The organism is Bartonella sp. AP36NXGY, from assembly GCF_042195865.1.
In the GTDB taxonomy this organism is placed as follows: Bacteria; Pseudomonadota; Alphaproteobacteria; order Rhizobiales; family Rhizobiaceae; genus Bartonella.
On the sequence record NZ_JBHIPD010000003.1, the window covers coordinates 1 to 18675 of the forward strand.

Genomic DNA, 18675 nt, shown 5'->3' on the forward strand with positions numbered 1-18675 from the left:
ATGACGGGAGCTCCTTTCTGCTCAACCTCTTCTTCTAATTGCCGTATCATTTTGTTCAACTGACGGGTCACGATAAAACGCATAATAAAAACAATCGGTAAGAATAAAAAAACACAGGCAAGCATCCATGCCAGTGGCTCGAATACGACAAGAGAAACAAAGTCCTGCCCTCTCCATATTTTAACGACAACAGTTATAACTATTGGAGCAGTCGCCATGACCGTAGAAAGATAGAATATTTTTTTATAGTCTTGCCAAACAAGAGAAAGCTGTTTTTTATCAAACATTCTGCTGCTTTTTTATTTTTGGGAGATCTGTTTTAAGGCAATATCGCGTTCATTCAACACGCATTTCAGTTCCTTTTTCACGCGACAATAAAGCCTCGCACGCTTGATAAACAGGTAATAAATGACAACGATTGGCGCCCATATTAAAACACCTAAGAGCGTAAAACACAGGAAAGAAATGGCTATTAATGTTATAAGACTACTCGTCATTTTGTCCCCCTTCCACATTCTGCATACGCATTGCCTGATCGCGTTGTTGTATCGCTTCTTCCAATTGTGGAAGTATTTTGTTCAATTTTCTCGTTAATTTTATACACATGATCCCAATGATCGGAAAAAAGAGAAGAACCCCTAACCATATAAGGCTCAACAGCTGCATGATAAAGGCAACATTATCATTTTTCCACCATACAAAATTTGCGATAGAGAAAGCAGATTGCAAAACAGAAAAGAGAATAAGGATAAAAAAGATTATTTTACATTCTTTTGAATAAAAAGGCAGAGATTCTTTGAAGTTAAGAAAGCGCATTTTCGCATCAAGGGTCTTATGGGCGAGATTGTGTCTTTTCATTTCTCCCCGATCATTGCGCAATTGTTGTATGGCTTGCTTTTGTTGCGTCGTACTCTTTTTCAAGCCTTGAGCGAGTTTAAAAGATAACCTGATATATTTGATCAACAGGTAAGGAAGCCTAACCATAACCATAACCATTAAAATGGCAATGATAATGAACCCTAAAAAAGCCAAATGCTGCATCATAATGCTCCCTTTTTTTCCCTATCGCATTGATGTGAAATCATCATTTTTATTTTCTTCTCAAGCAAATGTTTCTAATTCCTTTACTGTTTCTTGCACGCCATACTGAAGGAGACTATGGAGAATTAAAATGACAGGTAAAGAAACAACAATACATGTCCAGACCCAAAACAGCAGTCGCATGACAAAATCAATAATGTGAAGCACTATCATAGGCACGTAATTGTGCAAAAAAACCGCAGATTTTGGAAGAAAAGCTGAAAAAACGACAACACCTGTGCTAAGTGCAACCATAACGAAGGCGATAGAAAAGATCATAAAATAATCTTTTTTTGAGAGAAGCAAAGATTCTTGAAAAGAAAAGGCACGCAACTGTGTTGCAAGAACTGTATTCTGTCCCCTACCCTCTGCCTGATTATGCCTCAAATTCTGCGCTGCACCCTTTTTTAATTTTCGCTGCGTCACCAATAACAAGATTGTCCGTTTTATCAACGAATAATAAAGTGCAACGATTGTCACCACGGTAGAAAGGAATACCATAAAAATTGCAGAACAAATAAAAATTGTCGTCCCTACGGCAGTCAACATTCCAATGATTAAAGAAGCGGTCACTTTCCCCCCCTATTGTCTTCTGTTAAGAGATTGGTTGTCTAGCTGTTGCTGCTCTGGCAAGGTTTCCCATTGTAGCATCATTTCCTTCACATCCCGTTTAAATACGGCGTTAAAGACAAAAAAGAGCGGACAAAAACCAAAAAGAACGCCAAAAATCATTTGCGGTAAGAGACATAAAAAAGCCCAAACACTATTCCACCCCGCATCAAGAACATGCTGAATTATAGGATTTTGGAAAGGGTGTTTAAGACTTTCCTGAAGTCTTTCCTGAAGACTTTCTTGTTTCATTTGTCCCAGTGCTTGGAACTGTTCCTTGGATATAACGTGAAAAAATTCCAAAGGGGTCATATAGGCAGACGCGGAAAAAAGCACCAACAAGAGGATAGCCAAACAACAAATGATGATATAATCGCCTGTTGAAAGCATCATCCATTTTTTGAAAGTTGCCGATTGATCCAACACTGGCTGCGATACAAAAGCCTTATCTCCCTTATGGGCAGATTGGTGTTGTGATTTATCTTCGATCATACGGATACTCCCCCACTTCTAAAATTCCCACTCTTCAATATTTGATAGCACGCCACCAGCGCGGTAAATTCGCTTAGCACCCTTCTCAGAGTAATGCAAGTACTATAAATCCCCTCTACGTATTTTATTCATTTGCCCTATACGCGCTTATACATGCGCGCTTACAAGCCCCAAAACACCCCTTTTCCCAAGGAAGGGTGTTCTATTGAAAGCCAAGCACGCAGACAAGATCAACCTCAGTCCCAAATCAACCTCATTCATTGCCCTTATCTCAAGCTTCCTCAAGTGCACGACGTAAACGCCTTACGCTTACCTTTTCCTCAAAAATTTTCAATCTCTTTGCCTTAAAATCCACCCCTTTGCCTCAATGCCTCGTTGTCAATCTGGCCCCCCAAAATGATAAAGCCCTAAAATGATAAGGATTAATCATTTGGCAAGCCGCCGCATGGATACCAGCGTCTCTCACAATTCCATAACCAAATTGCACAAAACCTTTTTCATCCAGAGAGAGAGAAACTGTCCTTCACGGTCTCGTAAATAAATAGATGTCCCTCTTTTCTTTCAATTTCCCCCTCTACCCCAGGCTCTTTAAAAGCACTGTTACACTTTCTATGGAGCAAAACGTGTGCTTTTGGCGCGTCTTCTCTATGCGTCTTACCTCTCCACCTGCAAGAAAATGGGCTCTTCTTCCCCAAACACCAGAATATCTTTTGCTTTAAGTATAGATTTTTCGCTCTCAATATCGCTTGGTAAAACACATTTTTATGCTTGATAAAAAGAAAATAAGTTACAAGATTTTCTCTCTTTAAGAGAACAGAAACAGCAAGTGAAACCCAAGAGCAGCCCCTCTTCACTTTCCCCTCAGCACTCAAGCAAGAATCCTACTCAAGCAAAAGCCCCACTCAAACAAAAGCCTCAACTCAAGCAAGAGCCTCAATTTTTCTCAAAACACGACACAAATATAAAAAAAGCATAAAACGAGAAGTGTCCCCCATGCTCCTTAATGAACAAGTCAAAAGCAAGGCTCAACGAAAGCCTCTCTTCACTTTCCTCTCGCACTCAAGCAAGAGCACCAACTCAAGCAAGAGCCTCAATTCTTTAAAAAAACACGACACAAATATAAAAAGGCATAAAACGAGAAGTGCACCCCATGCTCCTTAATGAACAAGTCAAAAGCAAGGCTCAACGAAAGCCTCTCTTCACTTTTTCCCCTCGCTCATTTTCCCCTCGCTCACTTTCCCCTCGCTCACATCGTATAATATGACGGGAGCTCCTTTCTGCTCAACCTCTTCTTCTAATTGCCGTATCATTTTGTTCAACTGACGGGTCACGATAAAGCGCATAATAAAAACAATCGGTAAGAATAAAAAAGTACAGGCAAGCAGCCATGCCAGTGGCTCGAATACGACAAGAGAAACAAAGTCCTGCCCTCTCCATATCTTAACGACAACAGTTATAACCGTTGGAGCTGTCACTATGACCGTAGAAAGATAGCATATTTTTTTATAGTCTTGCCAAACAAGAGAAAGCTGCTTTTTATTTTTGAGAGATCTGTTTTAAGGCGATATCGCGTTCATTCAGCACGCATTTCAGTTCCTTTTTCACGCGGCAATACAACCGCGCACGCTTGATAAACAGGTAATAAATGACAACGATTGGCACCCACAATAAAACATTTAAGACCATAAAGAACAGGAAAGAAAAGGCCATTAATGTTATAAGACTACTGGTCATTTTATCCTCCACGCCCATTCTTCATACGAATTGCCTGATCGCGTTGTTGTATTGCTTCTTTCAATTGTTGAAGTTTTTTGTTCAATTTTCTCGTTAATTTTATACACATGATCCCAATGATCGGAAAAAAGAGAAGAAGCCCAAACCATAGAATGCTCAACAGCTGCATGATAACGCCGACCATATCGCTCTTCCACCATACCAAATTTGCGACAAAGAAAGCAGATTGCAAAACAGTAAAGAAGATAAAGATAAAAAAGATTATTTTACATTCTTTTGAAGAAAGAGGCAGAAATTCTTTGAAGTTAAGAAAGCGCATTGTCGCATCAAGGGTCTTATGGGCGAGATTGTGTCTTTTCATTTCTCCCAGATCATTGCACAATTGTTGTATGGCTTGCTTTTTTTGCGTTGTACTCTTTTTCAAGTCTTGAGAGAGTTTAAAAGATAACCTGATATGTTTGATCAACCGGTAAGGAAGCCGGATCATAACCATAAACATTACAATGGCAATGATGGTGAACCCTAAAAAAGCCAAAAATTTTATAACAATAGTCACGTGTTTCCCCTATCGCATTGATGTGAAATCATCATTTTTATTCTCTTCTCAAGCAACCATTTCTAATTTCTTTATTGTTTTTTTCACGCCATAATGAAGGAGACTATGGAAGATTAAAATGACAGGTAAAGCGACAACAATACACGCACAAAACCAAAACAGCAGCTGCATGCCAAAAACGCCAACCTTAAACAATAGAGGCATATAATTGTGTAAAAAAATCACAGATTTTGGAAAAAAAGCAAAAAAAGCGAGCAAAACTGCGAAAACCACAATCACAATGAAAGCTAGAAAAAAGATGATACAATAATCTTTTCTTGAAAGTTCCAAAGATTCTTTAAAAGAAAGGGAGCTGAGCTCTGTTGCAAAAACTGTATTTTGTCCTATGCTGACTTTCTGATTATGCCCCAAATTCTGTAATGCACCCTTTTTTAATTTCCGCCGCATCCCACACAACAATATTGTCCGTTTTATCAAAGAATAATAAAGTACCAAGATTGTCATCAGAGTAGAAAAAAGTATCATGATCTCCCCGAGAAACATGACAGTACTCCACCATACTGTAGTCAAAATTACAAAAGTACTTATAAAAGAAGCAGCCACTTGTTTCCCTATTGTGTTTTGTTGAGAGATTGGTTGTCTAGCTGTTGCTGCTCTGGCAATGTATCCCACAGCTTCATCATTTCCTTCACCTCCCGTTTAGAGATAGCGTTAAAGACAAAAAAGAGTGGAAAGAACACCACAAGAACACCAAAAATCATTTGCGGCAAGAGACATAAAAAAGCCCAAACACTATTCCATCCCGCGTCACGCAAAAACACGATTGCAGGATTATTTTCAAAAGGCTGTTTCAAGATCTCTTTAATCATTTTTCGAAGATCTCCTTGTTCCATTTGTCCCAGTGCTTGAAACTGTTCTTTGGATATAACGTGAAAAAACTCCAAAGGATTCATATAGACAGTCGCGGCAAAAAGCACCAACAAGAGGATAGCCAAACACAAAATGATGACGTAATCTTTTCTTGAGAGAGCCGTCCATTTTTTGAAAACCGCACACTGATTCAACACGGGCTGTGACGCAAAAGCCGTATTTCCCTTATGGGCAGATTGGTGTTGTGATTTATCTTCGATCATACGGATATTTTCTCACTTCTAACATGCCCACTCACTCTTTGAGAACATGCAACCAGCAAAACCGGTTTATCTAGCACTCTTTTCACCATGAAACACACGCTATAAGCCCCTTTAAGTCTATTTTTAAATTCCTCATACGTGACAACATACAATCCCTAAACCTTACAAGCACAAATGCCATTGTATCCTCTTATCTATTACCCACACTTCAAAAGACAATGTTTCACAAAACTCAACAAGCAAAAATATTCAATCTAAGAAATATCTGATGTGTAAAGTTTACAAACAATACGCTGATTTATAACAATTTATTGTTTTTCATATTAAATGAGAACCCTAAATACCGTAGGATTGTCTTATTCCAAACCTATTCCATATTAAATCAACCCAAACCATGTCTCTTGTGCGTTACAAGCAGAAAGAGCCATATAGAGTAAAACATTAAGAAAGGATGATAAATGCCTCTAAGGAAGCGCCTCAAATGCCAAGAGCTGTCCGCAACAATGAGAGCTGGCAAAATGTGTGATGCTATAGACTTTCTTCTTCACAAGCGTAAAAATGGAAGTGTGCAATAGATTTTATATTATTCAAACTTTATATGGATTTCATTGGGGACTTTATCGTTATACCCTTCATGAGCACCCTTGAAAAATGGGCAAAAGAGAGCCCTAAGACATGGCTCTTTAAAAAGCAACACAAAACAAAGTCAAACAAGCAATCGATTATCCAGTATAAAAAACGTGCGACAAACAACCTTAATCCTCATTTGAAAGCTTCTTAATCAAAAAGGCTTCATTTTAAAAATTCTTCATTAAAGATGAAATATCTCACAGCCCCTACATTTGTATAGCCCCTACATTCATCAAGGCATCTCTTAATAAAAGCATCTTTTTATAAAGGCATTTTTATAAAGGCATTTTCTTCTTATAAAAACAGCCTCTTTCGATAATGCATTCCGTCCTTTAAACGACATCCCTCGTCTTATGATGAGATCCATTAAAACGGAAAATTTATACTCTATAAAGGATACTTACAAAGGATACACCAAACAAAATAGCGAGATCATTCACAGTTTATTTTAAGCCGATAAACGATATTTTATTTGAAAATATAGGGCATCTTATGCTATTATAATAGAATGCGGAGGTTTGCTTTTTGCCGCTCTCTGCCACTCAACAGAAGACAACATATCTCCTATAAAGGATAAAAGTATGCTTAACAGCGTGATGTATATCAAATATCTTGGGAAAGCGCCCAACAACAAAAAAATAAGAGAACCCAAATAAAAAGCTTCCAACTTAAGAAAACAATGACCTTTCAAAAGTGGAATTGAAAAATTTCCACAAAGCGCTCGTGAAAAAAGAGACAAATAATCCCATTAGAAAAAACTTCCTATTAGAAAGACGATGACATGCCCTTGAAATCCATTGTTATTTTTTCATTCACATTTGACAAAAATTTTCCTTCAATCTCTCAAGAACAGTTAAGAAATATTTAGAAAGCAAATAATCCGCTAGCAATAAAAAAATAAGCATGACAGGGGCGGAAGATAAGACTGATAGGGATAAGATAAAAAAGGTAAGAAACCACCTTAAAGATGATTTTTTCGCCCCACACCGTTGCTTTTCTTTGCATTTAAAACGCCTTTAGTATCGTTTGTTTTTTGATCTGCAACGGCTGATATTTCCCGGTATTTGCTCACTCCCCCCCCCCAGTATTTTCCCCCTTTTAAGTATTTTCCTCCTTTTAAGTATTTTCCCCCTCTTAAGTATTTGCTCCCCCCAATATTTGCGCCAAGTGCTTTTTACATCACTGTCCCCCATCAACAGACAGTTTCTTTTTCATTCAAATGGTTAAGTTCATGAAAATACGTAAAAAACGCGGTAGATCGAAAATAACAGGAAAGCAAGAGCCCAATAGCTGTATTTCACGTGCCCAAAATTCCAGCGAATCTGCGCTTCAATCTGCGATTGAAATGCGTGCAAAACACTTTGGTTTAAGCTTCGAAGAAGCGAAAAATCCGCTTGTCGGAACCTATATTGGGCGTCTTTGTTTGCTTGGCTATAAAGAAGCTTCATCAGGCATCAGTAAAGAGCAATATGACACGGCGCAACAATACTTGCAAATTAGAAACGACTATTTATGTGCAAAAGGTTTACCAAACGGTTATTATGATGGTTTTACGCACAGCGCATCAGATGAGAAAGCAAAAAAGCAATGGGTCCAAAGAGCGACGGAACACTATGAAGCTATGCAAGAAGCGATTAAAGAAGCACAATATCTACATCGTCAACACAACTTTCATGCGGCATTACACTATCTTGTTATAGAAGATCAACCGCTGCCTAATCTTGTTGGTTCGTTGCGTATTATTCTTGATGCCCTTTATAAACATTTTGACAGTTCTACCCAAAAGAGCCTTGGCTAAAACACCCATCATTTCCTCCCCCTCACAGGATAAAGATTCTCCCCCTTCTTTTATAACATGCCTCTTTATAACCAGCGCCTTTATAAAGTCCCCCTTTGGCAAATGACACTTGAGAACCTCTGAGCATGCCCTTTCATAGAATTTCATGGGATTGACAAGCTTAAAGCGCACAACAAACAAGCTTAAAAATATCCACCACGCCCTTTAAAAAAATACTTCAACTGTCAAAGAGACTTAACCTTATACCTACCAGTGCCTCACTTAATCCATGCCTCAAAGGACAATATTTCACGGCATATTCACGGCATGGAACGGCATATTCACGGCATGGACAGGATAAATATTGCCCCCTCTTTAAAAAACAGCAACATTCTTCCCTCTACCCCCATTGTAACAAACCACCCTCATCATACACTTCACCCAATATCGCAACATCCTTAGCTCTTCAGACAATTCATTATCGTCATTTTACGTCTTTTCTTGTACAATTCTATATGGCTCTTCTGATCTTATGACGGACAAGAGCTATGGCTTTTATTTCAGCATAATCTGGGTTTCTCATTCAAGATAAATAACGATAAAATATCCACTATAAATCAATAGCTTATCATTAAAACAACCCGTTGATTTTTGACACAATTAAAAGCATCATCCCTTAAACGAAAGAAAAAGCCCCTACCAACAATCTCCTCCCTCATCAACAACTGCACCGATAACCCTCCACACCTATCACACCACCACTAATACGACAGCCAGCACAACCCCAATCACCCCCACAAATCGCCAACACCTAAAGCTTTGTTCCACAAACACCTTCCAACCACCGCCTTCCTAATTCCATCAATAAAATACCACGGATTTCAAAACCACAATTCTCCCTTCATCTTGTCCACGCCTTTCTCAAAGGAGAAAATGTTTTTTGCCACATCAAAAACTTTTCCATTAAAACAAGATATTTTGCTGCATAGCTAATGAATGAGCTTTTTTCTGTAGATTTTTCCCGCGATAAAGGAGGAAAAATAATCGTTTTGCGGTTGACAGAATATGAAAAATCGTATTTAATGGTAGATGCGGTAAGGGGTTTTCTGCGTCCAGATTTCATCGTAAAATTTTCGCATTATCATAGACTATTATAAGTTATTATAAACTGTTATAAAACAGTGTGTTTCGCGACAATGTTTAAAACTTTACGGTTTGAAGGTATCTTTCGTCCTTTTCTGACTGTTTTCTTTTGCATTACACAATTTGCATCACCAACAGCCCCATAATTTTGAGATTTTCAAAACAAGTGGTATTCACTACGGGCTCCCAACAGAACGCCCTAATAATCCCCCCATAAAATACCAATATCATACATCACAGCAATGATGAGCACTACACGCATAAAAATATGAAAACGGCATTATTATGCTCTCATCGCCTCACCTTTCAAGATGCAAAGGCTTGTTTTTCAAAACATTGTTTAGCCAGAATTGAAGAAGATAATATCACTTATCGATCATCAACATAGAGGCTAAGATTATGAAGCCACAAGATTCTCCCCCACCACATTCCTCACAAACCCCAGAAGGTGCAAGTGCACCTGAAGGGGCGCATGCAAATGCATCATTAGACACTCTTACTGCACATTTAGAACGGCTTAACATTGAAAAAATAAAAAACACCCCTTTTAATCGTGCGGAATTAAAAGATATTATTGCCGGTTTAGAAAAGCATAATGCCGATGGCAGTTGGATCAAAAATTATTATGATATTTTAGATCTTTACATGATGCCAGCCTTGGTCGATCAAGCAAATCGTAAATATCCAGAGATGAATCTCAAACTTACAAGCCCCCCTGACGGCTTTGCCCTTGCACTCAAAGAAACGCTCGAAAAGGGCATAAAATCTTCTAGGCTGATCGTTAACGCACAAGATAGGGGAATTCATTTTGCGGTTGTCGATCATCAAACCATTGATAATAAAACATCTTTGATCTTTTTTGAACCGACCTTACTGCGTGACACGCTTCCCGCATTACTTGCATTAAGAACGCGACAATCCATTGAACATCACCAATTTCCGAATATTCATTTTGCCATAGTAGAAATGGATATTCAACGAAGCTCCTCTGAATGTGGGATGTTCAGCTTAAGCCTTGCCAAAAAGCTTTATCTCGAAGCTCAAAAATTAGAAAGACTACACAAAGATAATATTAAGGGTGTGTTATGTGAACCAGACACGCCTTTACCTGCTGAAAAATTAGATCCATATCTTCCAGCTCGTTTATACAAACACGTGCAAGGAAGAAGACGTCTTGGGGAATATCTAAAAGCCAACCCAGAAGCAGCACAGGAGAAAGTAAACAAAAAAGGCGAAACCCTAACCGAAAGATTTGAGAGAAGCTTGGTAGCAACAGAGACAAAAACTGTTTCTGTTTCACAACACAGAAAAAGAGCCACAGAATACAAATCTCTAATGATGTAATAAGCGTTTTAGCCATAGCCATATTCCACATCCACAAAGAATGAAGCTCTGCGGCTTTACGGTAAGGCATAAATTGCTGTTAGCAAATCTTCTTTTGAGGTAAAGATGCAAACAGTAAGCAACGTGACCTCTTAAAAGACAAAAAGATACCTTACCTTTGACTCTTAAAAGCGGGGGATTTTGTCTTTCGTAACAAAATTTTTTAAAATAAAGATGATTTCATCTCTTTGTTTTTTTTAGCTAAAAAATCTTTCCTGCAAACATTGTTTAGCCAGAATTGAAGAAGATAATATCACCTATCGATCATCAATATAGAGGCTAATAGTATGAAGCCACAAAATTCCCCCCTCCCTCATTCCTCACAAACACCAGAAGGAGCAAGTGGAAATGAATCTTTAGAAGACCTTATTGCACGTTTGATGCAAAGTTCCATCCAAACAGAAGAAGAACATGTTGCACCGAGTTCTGACGAATTAAAAGATATTATTACAGGCTTAGAAGATGATCTTGTCACCGGCCGTTGGATTAACGCTTATTATGAAAACACAGATATTAGATTGATGCCGGCTCTCGTAGAAAAAGCAAACAGCAAATATCCAGAAATGAATCTCAAATTGGCTCTTACAGCAGAAGAGTTTTCGCACGCCCTAAAAGAAGTCGTTGAGAGCGGCGCAAATTCTGCCCGATTTATAGTCAATTCGGGAAGCACAATCCACTTTGCAGTCCTTGATTATCAAAAAGTTGATGAGAAAATCTCTTTGATTATGCTTGAACCTACAACATTTCAGAATATCGCGGCTTGCAAACTAGAGAGAAAAATAAATCAAACCCTTCAATGTCTTCAACTGCCTCCTTATTCTTTTACCACGGCAGAAATGGATATTCAGCGAAGCTCTTCTGAATGCGGGATGTTCAGCTTAAGCCTTGCCAAAAAGCTTCATCTTGAATCTGATAAATTAGCAAGATTGCATAAGGATAATGTTAAGGGTGTATTATGTGAACCAGATACACCTCTATCTCCTGAAAAGTTAGATACATATCTTCCAACCACTTTTTACAAACACGTGCAAGGAAGAAGACGTCTTAGGGAATATCTAAAAGCCAATCCAGAAGCAGCACAGGAGAAAGTAAACAAAAAAGGCGAAACCCTAAACGAGAGGTTTGAGAGAAGCTTGGTAGCAACAGAGGGAAAAACTGTTTCCGTTTCACAACACAGAAAAAGAGCCACAGAATACAAATCTCTAATGATGTAATAAGCGTTTTGGCCATAGCCATATTCCACATCCACAAAGAATGAAGCTCTGCGGCTTTACGGTAAGATATAAGTTGCTGTTAGCAAATCTTCTTTTGAGGTAAAGATGCAAACAGTAAGCAACGTGACCTCTTAAAAGATAAAAAGATACCTTACCTTTGACTCTGAAAAGCGGGGGATTTTGTCTTTCGTAACAAAAATTTTTTAAAATAAAGATGATTTCATCTCTTTGTTTTTTTTAGATAAAAATCTTTCCTGCAAACATTGTTTAGCCAAAATTGAAGAAATAATATCATTTATCGATCATCAATATAGAGGCTAAGATTATGAAGCCACAAAATTCCCCCCTCCCTCATTCCTCACAAACACCAGAAGGAGCAAGTGCAAATGAATCTTTAGAAGACCTTATTGCACGTTTGATGCAAAGTTCCATCCAAACAGAAGAAGAACATGTTGCACCGAGTTCTGACGAATTAAAAGATATTATTACAGGCTTAGAAGATGATCTTGTCACCGGCCGTTGGATTAACGCTTATTATGAAAACACAGATATTAGATTGATGCCGGCTCTCGTAGAAAAAGCAAACAGCAAATATCCAGAAATGAATCTCAAATTGGCTCTTACAGCAGAAGAGTTTTCGCACGCCCTAAAAGAAGTCGTTGAGAGCGGCGCAAATTCTGCCCGATTTATAGTCAATTCGGGAAGCACAATCCACTTTGCAGTCCTTGATTATCAAAAAGTTGATGAGAAAATCTCTTTGATTATGCTTGAACCTACAACATTTCAGAATATCGCGGCTTGCAAACTAGAGAGAAAAATAAATCAAACCCTTCAATGTCTTCAACTGCCTCCTTATTCTTTTACCACGGCAGAAATGGATATTCAGCGAAGCTCTTCTGAATGCGGGATGTTCAGCTTAAGCCTTGCCAAAAAGCTTCATCTTGAATCTGATAAATTAGCAAGATTGCATAAGGATAATGTTAAGGGTGTATTATGTGAACCCAATTCATCTTTATCTGCTGAAAAGTTAGATTCCTATCTTCCAACCACTTTTTATAAACACGCACAAGGAAGAAGACGTCTAGAACACTATTTAAAAGCCAATCCGGATGCTGAACATGAAACAGTCAACAAAAAAGGTGAAACTCTGAGAGAGAGATTTGAAAAAAACTTAAGAACAACAGAAGGAAAAACTGTTTCTGTTTCCTCGCACCAAAAAAGGATTACTGAATACAAATCTTTAACGATGTAATTGAGGCTTTTCCATATTCCTATTCATCAAAGAACGAAGAGATGCTGCTTTACGGCTAAGATTTCTCTAAGCAAACCAGCTTTTGCGCTCATAAAACAAAAATAGCACAAACAACTTTCCTCTTAAAGAAAAAGCACCATTGTCCTATAAAAACCAGCCCCTCTTAAAATTGTATCAAAATTCCACAGCTCTTGTTAACCCAAAGCTCTGTGTAACAATGAGACTCTTTGGATAAGCAAAACGTTTGATACATAAAATATTTAATGCTTTCGTCTTCAGTAAAAGCATATGTCTTTTTTTTCTGAGAGTATCCACTTCGTATCTCAAACACCCCCACATCAATGCCATACGACCAAACAACCGCAATAGACCAACACTTATCGTGCATCAACCCAACAGCTTCCCGCACCCCAAGAAGGCTCCATCAAAAACACCAGGAAAAGCTCTTAAAATCTACAACCTCTCTTAACGGAAAACACCAGCCCAACTATTACTCCTCTTGCCCAGCCATTATTCCACTTACCCAACTATTATCCCTTTTGACCAACCATTCCCCCATTCCCTAAGATGTCATAACCAACCTTTTGATTTCATAAAAGTTTCACATCTCTTCTGTTTTTGAAGCGTGAAAAATTCATTTTTAATCTGTCAACCAGCCTCACGTTAACGTGAGGCTTTATTTTATGGAGAAGCAAATGAGAAAAATATCATCAGCAGGGCTTGCGCTCATTAAACAATGGGAAGGATTGCGTTTACAAGCCTATAAAGATGCCATCGGGGTGTGGACAATTGGCTATGGTCATACCAGCGCGGCTGGTAAACCGTTCGTTCACAAGGGCATGATCATTACTGAAAAACAAGCAGAAGAAGTTCTTTCTCAAGATTTAAGACAATTTGAAAATACCGTTGAAAAACATGTGACGGTTTCTTTAACGGATGAACAATTCGCCGCGCTCGTATCGTTTTGCTATAATATAGGAACATCGGCTTTTTGTAATTCGACCCTGCTCAAAAAACTCAATAATGGCGAATATGAAGCCGTCCCTGCTGAGTTACAAAAGTGGACTAAAGCAGGAGGAAAACGTCTTCACGGTTTAGTGCACCGTCGTGCAGCAGAATCGGGATTATGGGCAAAAGGGGCTTATGTTTCTCCCAACTACCAAACTGTAGAAACGCAAGCTCCAATGGGATTTTTCAAAGCAGAAGCGCTTACACCGATTATTGGTTCTTTTTCTGGACTTGGGGGCTTATTGGCAGGCAATGGTCCCATCCAATGGGCATTAGCAACCATTATGGTTTTAGCCGCCTGCGTTGGCATTTTCTTTGTGGCAAAACGGTTTCGGGAGCAGCGCTTATGATGTGGTGGTTGAAAAAAAATCTGATGATAACAGGAGCGGCTCTGACCGCTTTTTTTATCGCTTTAGCAAAAGCTTTCACTCTTGGAAAGAAGGTTGAACAACAAAAGCAAATAGAAAAAACGCTAAAGTCATCAACAACACGGCTAGAGGTGGAAAATGAAATTAATCAAAAAAGTGATGCTGATGTACGCGCTGCTCTTACTCACTGGTTGCGCGATAAAAACAATCAATGAGCCTTTTTCTTGCGTTGGTTGGATGCCCATTTATTTAGACAACAAAGATCTCAATATCATCAGTTCAAATCTCGCAAGAGATATTTTAAAGCATAACAAACAAGGGGAACACATGTGTGGGTGGAAACATGGCTAGAAAAAAAACGGAAAAACAAACAGAGCTTACAGAAAAGGAAAAAGAAGTCCTACAAGAAATCATCACAACGTATAAAAGTGTAAAAATGATGTCACGCTATACGAAATGGATTATATTCATCATTTTTTTATTAGCACTTGATTTTTCACGGATCGTAGATGTGCTGGGAAGTATTTTTACACAAAAATCGAATATTCAGCTCTAAAATAAATAAAAAACGTGAGACGTGTTAAATCTTTTAAAAAGATAAAAAGCCATTCGTTATTTTTTGAAAACATGGAGATTTTATTGATGATTTTTCATGTCTCACGAGAAATTTTTATACACTCTTCACAAACACTTTCATGAAATGAATTTAGGGGTATGAAGAGAGATTTTTAACCAACGCGTAAGTCAGCAACTTTGGTAACATAAGAAAAGGATCATACCAACATACATTTTTTTAATAAACTATTGATATCCAAATGATTTTATACTCTTCATAAATAGCATTGCCAAGAATTTGTATTAAAAGACATTTCTTTTAAAGAAGTGCATAAACAAGCAATGTAATGGTAGCCTTACATAAAGCCTCTCATCTTTACGTTGAATAAAAAAGCAAGCCGGCTCCTCCCACCCTCCCAATTCCCTGCCTCCCAATTCCCTGCCTCTCAATACCCTGCCTCTCAATGCCCTGCCTCCCAATACCCTGCCTCCCAATGCCCTGCCTCCCAATTCCCTGCCTCTAAATACCCTGCCTCCCAATTCCCTGCCTCTCAATTTCCACCCTCTCAATTCCCTTATGTTCTATGCATAAAGGTCAAGTTGAAGAGAATATATGGAAAATCCTTGGCTCGAAAATATGAAAAGAAGGCATGAGGCTACAACAGAATTTCGCGTGCCTTTATCATCAGAAGCATTAAAAATTCTAACACAAGCACGTCTACTGTCTTGTCATGATTTTTTTCGGCTAACTGTCATGGTCCCCTTAGTTCAAAAATTGCTCCCCACTCAAGAATTTTCTGTCACAATATAGGCAACAAACAGAACTTGAGTATAACAACATGGGTTTGGCTCCAATTTAGGTGATGAGCTTACCGAAAAAAAGATGAGAGCAAGGCGAAAAATTAGCTTTTGTCTTTAAGCTTCTCAAATGGAGCAGTCTCCCCATTTCAGAGATCAACGAAACAGAGAGATGCTTATTCCTCTATGCAAAAGCTTGAAATACCAGCATCTTATTCATAAAAAACAAACCAGCCCCATCATGCTCTTTTCAATTCTGTCTTTCCAACGCTCAATAGGTACTAACTCTTAACTACTGACTTTTAATGATTGCGTTGGTTCATAAAAACCGTAGTGACCTCTCACCTTATGAAGCACAAACCCAGGATTTTTAATGGTGCAGGCATAAATCTGAAATGAAAAAACAGAACTGTATTAGGAATAACTGACTATAAATCAAAGAATTGTATTTTTATTAGCAAAATATTTTCAAAGGAAACCACGATCCCCGCACAATAGAAACATTTCATAAAAACAAGAGAAAAAGCTATGGATTAAGAGTGAGATTCATTCACAATGACGGTAGATCAACCAGTGGAGAATAGAACAATCCTATAAGATAAAGGAACTGTCATAAAAGGAAAAACTGTATGAAACGTGAAAAAGCATAAAAAAACGGGCCCAGAAGACCCGTTTCTTTATTATTTCTATGGAAAAAAGCTTAGAAATCCATTCCGCCCATTCCACCCATTCCGCCAGCAGGCATCGGAGGCATTGGTGTATCTTTCTTTGGAACTTCAGCAACCATTGCTTCTGTTGTGATCAGAAGGCTCGCAATTGAAGCCGCATTCTGAAGAGCAGAACGCAAAAACTTTCACGGGATCAACAATTCTTGAAAGCAATCAAATCACCAAATTCACCGATTGGAAAACATGAAAAAGCATAAAAAAACGGGCACAGAAGACCCGTTTCTTTATTACGTCTATGGAAAAGAGCTTAGAAATCCATTCCGCCCATTCCACCAGCAGGCATCGGAGGCATTAGTGTATCTTTCTTTGGAACTTCAGCAACCATTGCTTCTGTTGTGATCAGAAGGCTCGCAATTGAAGCCGCGTTCTGAAGAGCAGAGCGCACAACTTTCACAGGATCAACAATTCTTGAAAGCAATCAAATCACCGAATTCACCGGTTGAAAAACATGAAAAAGCATAAAAAAAACGGGCACAGAAGGCCCGTTTCTTTATTACTTCTATGGAATAAGAGCTTAGAAATCCATTCCGCCCATTCCACCCATTCCACCAGCAGGCATCGGAGGCATTGGTGTATCTTTCTTTGGAACTTCAGCAACCATTGCTTCTGTTGTGATCAGAAGGCTCGCAATTGAAGCCGCATTCTGAAGAGCAGAGCGCACAACTTTCACAGGATCAACAATTCCCAAAGCAATCAAATCACCAAATTCACCCGTGGCGGTATTGTAACCATAAGTGTCAGCATTATTTTCCAGCACTTTGCCCACAATAATAGCGGCTTCTTCACCAGCATTGCTTGCAATCTGGCGCGCTGGTGCTTGTAGAGCACGACGAACGATACTAATACCAGCTTCTTGGTCAGGATTACTTCCCTTAACGGTCAACGCATTTGCTGCACGCAACAATGCGGTACCACCTCCAGCAACAATACCTTCTTCAACAGCAGCACGTGTTGCATTCAAAGCATCATCAACACGGTCTTTCTTTTCTTTCACTTCAACTTCTGTTGCACCACCCACACGGATAACAGCGACACCACCAGCGAGTTTAGCAAGTCTTTCTTGCAATTTTTCACGGTCATAGTCAGAAGTTGTTTCTTCAATCTGAGCCTTGATTTGATTGACGCGAGCAGTAATTTCAGCCTTTTGTCCAGCACCATCAATAATGGTGGTGTTTTCTTTAGAAATATTCACTTTCTTTGCACGTCCAAGCATATCCAAAGTGACATTTTCAAGTTTAATGCCCACATCTTCAGAAATAACCTGTCCGGATGTCAAGATAGCGATATCCTCTAACATTGCTTTACGACGGTCACCAAATCCAGGAGCTTTTACAGCAGCAATTTTCAAACCACCACGCAATTTGTTGACAACGAGCGTTGCCAAAGCTTCACCTTCCACATCTTCAGCGATAATGAGAAGTGGTTTTCCAGACTGAACAACAGCTTCAAGCACAGGAAGAAGAGATTGCAAATTAGACAATTTCTTTTCGTGAATGAGAATGTAAGGATCATCAAGATCAGCGACCATTTTCTCAGCATTTGTGACAAAATAAGGGGAAAGATACCCACGGTCAAATTGCATTCCTTCAACGACTTCTAATTCCGTTTCAGCGGTTTTAGCTTCTTCCACGGTAATGACGCCTTCATTGCCCACTTTTTCCATAGCATCAGCGATCATTTTACCGATTTCAGCAGCGCCATTAGCGGAAATTGTTCCCACCTGTGCAATTTCTGCTGAAGTTTGAATTTTTTTTGCTTTTTTGAAGAGGTTTGCCACCACTTCTTCAACAGCAGCATCAATCCCACGTTTAAGATCCATTGGGTTCATGCCCGCAGCAACAGCTTTAACACCTTCTTGCACAATAGCTTGTCCTAAAACAGTTGCTGTTGTTGTTCCATCACCAGCGATATCATTGGTTTTAGAAGCAACTTCGCGCAACATTTGTGCACCCATATTTTCGAACTTATCTTCCAGTTCGATTTCCTTTGCAACGGATACACCATCTTTTGTGATACGAGGCGCACCGAATGATTTATCAATCACCACATTGCGACCTTTAGGGCCGAGTGTCACCTTAACAGCATTAGCAAGGATGTCGACACCGCGCAACAAACGCTCACGCGCTTCACGGCCAAATTTGACTTCTTTAGCAGCCATTTAATTTCTCCTTGGAGTTTTCTCAAAATAGTACACAATGAAAAACTAAGTGCTTCA

General features: G+C 38.9%; 21 protein-coding genes and 2 pseudogenes. 9 read left to right on the plus strand and 14 right to left on the minus strand.

Going from position 1 to position 18675, the window contains the following annotated elements; translation table 11 throughout:
- The 10 genes from ACFINX_RS01885 to ACFINX_RS01930 all read right to left on the minus strand — a co-directional run.
- A partial coding sequence (locus ACFINX_RS01885; RefSeq protein ID WP_375668236.1) for a hypothetical protein occupies positions 1 to 287 on the minus strand: 287 nt, incomplete at its 3' end.
- 12 nt (positions 288 to 299) lie between these two features.
- Complete coding sequence (locus ACFINX_RS01890) at positions 300 to 497, minus strand: hypothetical protein (protein ID WP_375664355.1); 198 nt, start codon at positions 495 to 497, stop codon at positions 300 to 302.
- Positions 487 to 1044: a hypothetical protein gene (locus ACFINX_RS01895; RefSeq protein ID WP_375668237.1), complete on the minus strand. Its 558-nt coding sequence runs from the start codon at positions 1042 to 1044 to the stop codon at positions 487 to 489. Before ACFINX_RS01895 ends, ACFINX_RS01890 begins: the two co-directional genes overlap by 11 nt.
- A 57-nt stretch (positions 1045 to 1101) precedes the next feature.
- On the minus strand, positions 1102 to 1653 hold the full coding sequence (locus ACFINX_RS01900; RefSeq protein WP_375668238.1) for a hypothetical protein: 552 nt from the start codon (positions 1651 to 1653) through the stop codon (positions 1102 to 1104).
- Positions 1654 to 1662: 9 nt separating this feature from the next.
- The gene (locus ACFINX_RS01905) at positions 1663 to 2181 is read right to left on the minus strand and encodes a hypothetical protein (RefSeq protein WP_375627750.1); all 519 of its coding nucleotides are present in this window, start codon (positions 2179 to 2181) and stop codon (positions 1663 to 1665) included.
- A gap of 364 nt (positions 2182 to 2545) precedes the next feature.
- Positions 2546 to 2668 carry a hypothetical protein gene (locus ACFINX_RS01910; protein ID WP_375668239.1) on the minus strand — a complete coding sequence of 41 codons (123 nt, stop codon included), beginning with the start codon at positions 2666 to 2668 and terminating at the stop codon, positions 2546 to 2548.
- Between the two features lie 712 nt (positions 2669 to 3380).
- On the minus strand, positions 3381 to 3656 hold the full coding sequence (locus ACFINX_RS01915) for a hypothetical protein (protein WP_375668240.1): 276 nt from the start codon (positions 3654 to 3656) through the stop codon (positions 3381 to 3383).
- A 260-nt stretch (positions 3657 to 3916) separates the two neighbouring features.
- A complete protein-coding gene (locus tag ACFINX_RS01920; RefSeq protein ID WP_375647103.1) occupies positions 3917 to 4471 on the minus strand; it encodes a hypothetical protein in 555 nt (184 codons plus the stop codon).
- Between the two features lie 48 nt (positions 4472 to 4519).
- On the minus strand, positions 4520 to 5074 hold the full coding sequence (locus ACFINX_RS01925) for a hypothetical protein (protein ID WP_375611610.1): 555 nt from the start codon (positions 5072 to 5074) through the stop codon (positions 4520 to 4522).
- An 8-nt stretch (positions 5075 to 5082) separates the two neighbouring features.
- Positions 5083 to 5604, minus strand: a complete 522-nt coding sequence (locus ACFINX_RS01930; RefSeq protein WP_375613261.1) for a hypothetical protein — start codon at positions 5602 to 5604, stop codon at positions 5083 to 5085.
- Between the two features lie 1861 nt (positions 5605 to 7465).
- On the opposite strand from ACFINX_RS01930, the gene ACFINX_RS01935 reads away from it, so the two are divergent.
- Positions 7466 to 8032 (plus strand): hypothetical protein, encoded by a 567-nt coding sequence (locus ACFINX_RS01935; protein ID WP_375668241.1) that lies wholly within the window; start codon positions 7466 to 7468, stop codon positions 8030 to 8032.
- 880 nt (positions 8033 to 8912) lie between these two features.
- Here the strand turns inward: ACFINX_RS01935 and ACFINX_RS01940 are convergent.
- Positions 8913 to 9134, minus strand: a complete 222-nt coding sequence (locus ACFINX_RS01940; protein ID WP_375668242.1) for a hypothetical protein — start codon at positions 9132 to 9134, stop codon at positions 8913 to 8915.
- Positions 9135 to 9553: 419 nt separating this feature from the next.
- On the opposite strand from ACFINX_RS01940, the gene ACFINX_RS01945 reads away from it, so the two are divergent.
- From ACFINX_RS01945 to ACFINX_RS01980, 8 genes are all read left to right on the plus strand, one after another.
- Positions 9554 to 10498 (plus strand): YopJ/AvrA family T3SS effector serine/threonine acetyltransferase, encoded by a 945-nt coding sequence (locus ACFINX_RS01945; protein WP_375668243.1) that lies wholly within the window; start codon positions 9554 to 9556, stop codon positions 10496 to 10498.
- 326 nt (positions 10499 to 10824) lie between these two features.
- The gene (locus ACFINX_RS01950) at positions 10825 to 11751 is read left to right on the plus strand and encodes a YopJ/AvrA family T3SS effector serine/threonine acetyltransferase (protein WP_375668244.1); all 927 of its coding nucleotides are present in this window, start codon (positions 10825 to 10827) and stop codon (positions 11749 to 11751) included.
- 325 nt (positions 11752 to 12076) lie between these two features.
- Complete coding sequence (locus ACFINX_RS01955; protein WP_375668245.1) at positions 12077 to 13003, plus strand: YopJ/AvrA family T3SS effector serine/threonine acetyltransferase; 927 nt, start codon at positions 12077 to 12079, stop codon at positions 13001 to 13003.
- Between the two features lie 695 nt (positions 13004 to 13698).
- The gene (locus tag ACFINX_RS01960) at positions 13699 to 14361 is read left to right on the plus strand and encodes a lysozyme (protein ID WP_375611604.1); all 663 of its coding nucleotides are present in this window, start codon (positions 13699 to 13701) and stop codon (positions 14359 to 14361) included.
- A complete protein-coding gene (locus ACFINX_RS01965) occupies positions 14358 to 14594 on the plus strand; it encodes a hypothetical protein (RefSeq protein WP_273790902.1) in 237 nt (78 codons plus the stop codon). Before ACFINX_RS01960 ends, ACFINX_RS01965 begins: the two co-directional genes overlap by 4 nt.
- Entirely contained in the window at positions 14518 to 14730 is a 213-nt protein-coding gene (locus ACFINX_RS01970; protein ID WP_375627760.1) for a hypothetical protein, read from the plus strand. Before ACFINX_RS01965 ends, ACFINX_RS01970 begins: the two co-directional genes overlap by 77 nt.
- Positions 14723 to 14935 carry a hypothetical protein gene (locus ACFINX_RS01975; protein WP_375610233.1) on the plus strand — a complete coding sequence of 71 codons (213 nt, stop codon included), beginning with the start codon at positions 14723 to 14725 and terminating at the stop codon, positions 14933 to 14935. Before ACFINX_RS01970 ends, ACFINX_RS01975 begins: the two co-directional genes overlap by 8 nt.
- Before the next feature lie 636 nt (positions 14936 to 15571).
- Positions 15572 to 15745, plus strand: coding sequence for a hypothetical protein (locus ACFINX_RS01980; RefSeq protein ID WP_375668246.1), 174 nt, complete (start codon positions 15572 to 15574; stop codon positions 15743 to 15745).
- A gap of 687 nt (positions 15746 to 16432) precedes the next feature.
- Here ACFINX_RS01980 and groEL (ACFINX_RS01985) read toward each other — a convergent pair.
- From groEL (ACFINX_RS01985) to groL, 3 genes and pseudogenes are all read right to left on the minus strand, one after another.
- A pseudogene (gene groEL / locus ACFINX_RS01985) lies at positions 16433 to 16632 on the minus strand (chaperonin GroEL); the annotation flags it as partial.
- Positions 16633 to 16707: 75 nt separating this feature from the next.
- A pseudogene (groEL, locus tag ACFINX_RS01990) lies at positions 16708 to 16903 on the minus strand (chaperonin GroEL); the annotation flags it as partial.
- Between the two features lie 71 nt (positions 16904 to 16974).
- Entirely contained in the window at positions 16975 to 18618 is a 1644-nt protein-coding gene (gene groL / locus ACFINX_RS01995; protein WP_375606493.1) for a chaperonin GroEL, read from the minus strand.
- Between the last annotated feature and the right edge of the window lie 57 nt (positions 18619 to 18675).